This window comes from Pseudomonas sp. K5002 (genome assembly GCF_013386655.1).
Lineage (GTDB): Bacteria > Pseudomonadota > Gammaproteobacteria > Pseudomonadales > Pseudomonadaceae > Aquipseudomonas.
The window spans coordinates 1-2,579 of record NZ_JACARK010000200.1 but is presented as its reverse complement, the minus strand read 5'-3'; the positions used below and the strand labels follow the sequence as shown (position 1 = coordinate 2,579).

General features: G+C 63.9%; 3 protein-coding genes. 1 reads left to right on the top strand and 2 read right to left on the bottom strand.

The genetic code is table 11. The features are described from left to right. On the top strand, positions 1–1,099 hold a 1,099-nt coding region (locus HX846_RS11260), incomplete at its 5' end, for a cytochrome c (protein ID WP_178965397.1). A gap of 139 nt (positions 1,100–1,238) precedes the next feature. Here HX846_RS11260 and msrA read toward each other — a convergent pair. After that, positions 1,239–1,745 (bottom strand): peptide-methionine (S)-S-oxide reductase MsrA, encoded by a 507-nt coding sequence (gene msrA / locus HX846_RS11255; protein ID WP_087693735.1) that lies wholly within the window; start codon positions 1,743–1,745, stop codon positions 1,239–1,241. Then, positions 1,742–2,579 (bottom strand): MFS transporter (locus tag HX846_RS11250; protein WP_372241978.1); only part of this gene is annotated, 838 nt, incomplete at its 5' end. The genes HX846_RS11250 and msrA, both read right to left, overlap by 4 nt.

Below are 2,579 nucleotides of genomic sequence, written 5' to 3'. Positions count from 1 at the left end.
GGGGGCGATCCACGCCACCAACGTCACGCCAGACCCGGAAACCGGCATTGGCAGCTACAGCCTCGCCGACTTCGACCGCGCGGTGCGCCAGGGTGTCGCGCCGGGTGGGCGCCGCCTGTATCCGGCGATGCCGTACCCGTCCTATGCCAAGCTCAGCGACGATGATGTGCGCGCCCTGTACGCGTTCTTCATGAAGGGCGTGGCGCCGGTGCAGCAGGCCAATATCAAGAGTTCGATCCCGTGGCCATTGAATATGCGGTGGCCGATCGCGCTGTGGAACGGCGTGTTTACCGACAGCAAGCCGTATGTCGCGAAGGCCGGGAAGGATGAACTGTGGAACCGGGGCGCCTACATCGTGCAGGGCCCGGGGCATTGCGGCAGTTGTCACACACCACGGGGCCTGGCCTTCAACGAGAAGGCACTGGATGAAAGTGGCAAGCCGTACCTGGCCGGTGGCTTGCTCGACGGCTGGTATGCACCGAGCCTGCGGGATGATCCCAACACCGGCCTGGGGCGCTGGAGCGAGCCGGAAGTGGTGCAGTTCCTCAAGACCGGTCGCAACAAACATGCGGTGGTTTATGGCTCGATGACCGAGGCGTTCAACAACTCCACGCAGTTCATGAGCGACGATGACCTGGCGGCGATTGCACGCTATCTGCGGTCATTGCCGGGCGACGAGCAGCGCGACGGTGCGGCCTGGCAGTATCAGGCGGTGTCGGCTGCGCAACGCCTGGATGCGCCGGGTGCGCATACCTATGTGACCCGCTGCGCCTCGTGCCACGGGCTGGAAGGCAAAGGGCAACCGGACTGGATGCCGCCGCTGGCCGGCGCCACCTCCGCACTGGCCAAGGAGGACGCCTCGGCGATCAACATCACCCTCAATGGCTCGCAGCGCGTAGTGGCGGCCAATGTGGCGGACGCTTATCGCATGCCGGCGTTCCGTGAGCAGTTGTCGGACCAGGAGATTGCTGAAGTGCTGACGTTTGTGCGCGGCACCTGGGGCAATCAGGGTGGGGCGGTGGATGCCAAGGCGGTGGGCAAGTTGCGTGAGCACACGGGCCCGGCGAGCAGTAGCCCGATCATTCTGCAAATGCGCTGAGGGAAATGCGCCTTGTGAGGGAGGCGCTTTGTGTAGGAACTGCTTTATGTGGGAGCGGGCTTGCTCGCGAAGGCGGTGTGTCAGTGAAGAACTTGCTGACTGACACACCGCCTTCGCGAGCAAGCCCGCTCCCACATTTTCAGGCGCGTTTCGGCAGTTTCCAGTTGGGTCGGATGAAGTGGCAGGTGTAGCCATTCGGAATCCGCTCCAGGTAATCCTGATGCTCCGGCTCCGCTTCCCAGAACGGCCCCGCCGGTTCGATTTCCGTCACGACACGGCCTGGCCACAACCCCGAGGCATCCACATCCGCTGCGGTGTCTTCAGCGATGTCGCGTTGCTGTTCGCTCAGGTAATAAATTGCCGAACGGTAGCTGGGGCCCAGGTCGTTGCCCTGGCGGTTGGGCGTGCTGGGGTCGTGGATCTGGAAAAAGAACTCGAGGATCTGCCGGTAAGTGATCACCGTCGGGTCGAAGACGATCTCGATGGCTTCGGCATGGTTGCCGTGGTTGCGATACGTGGCATTCGGCACATCGCCGCCGGTGTAGCCGACCCGCGTGTGCAGCACGCCGGGGTAGCGGCGCAGCAGGTCTTGCATGCCCCAGAAGCAGCCGCCGGCGAGCAGGGCGGTTTCGGTCGGGTTGGTCATGGTCTGTGCTTCCCCTTGTTGGATACCTCGCTAGTTATGGGGGCTGGTTGGACGATTCCAAGGTCGAGGGGCGCGCCTTCGATCGGCTTCGTCCGCGTTGCCCGCAGCGCCATCAACAGCGCCAACACGGGTGCCAGGGTAAACAGCGCGAACAGCCAGCGCGCGGCATGAGCGATGCCGCCATTGCCCGCCACTTCATTGATGCCCGCCATGTTCGAGATCACCCCCGCCAGCGCCGCGCCCATGGCCATGGCGAACAGTTGCAGGGTGGTGATCGACGAAGCGGCCGTGTCCTTGTCCTGTTCCGAAGCCACTTGCAGGATGCGCGTCAGCAAGTGCGGCCAACCCAGGCCGATGCCGAACCCCACCAGGAACAGCCCCAGGCAGATAGGGGCCAGCAATGTCCATTCGCCCTGGCTGGCGATGGGCGTAGTGATCGCCAGCATCATCAAGCCCGCCACGATAAACAATGGCCCCGCGATGATGGCGCGATGTGGACCGCGGCCGGTCCAGCCGGAGCTGATGATTTCCGAGACCGTCCAGCCGGCCGCCATCAGCGCGGCCATGTAACCGGCGATCAGCGGCGACTGGCCATGCAAGTGCTGCAGAAAGTACGGCATGAAGATCTCGCTGCTCATGCCGATCACCAACAGGCAGGTGGTCGCATAAAGCGCGCAGAGCGGGGTGCTGAACTTCAATGCATCCCGGGGCAAAAGACGCACGGTGGCGCTGGACTCCTTGCGGATCAACAGCACCACCAGCACGACGCAGGTGGCGATACCCAACAGGTTCCAGCTCGGCAGCGCCGAGACGCTGCCGGCACACACTGCCAGC

What these genes read in the sequence shown, in the direction of transcription:
- msrA (WP_087693735.1), bottom strand. Translation starts at nt 1,745, where the DNA reads ATGACCAACCCGACCGAAACCGCCCTGCTCGCCGGCGGCTGCTTCTGG.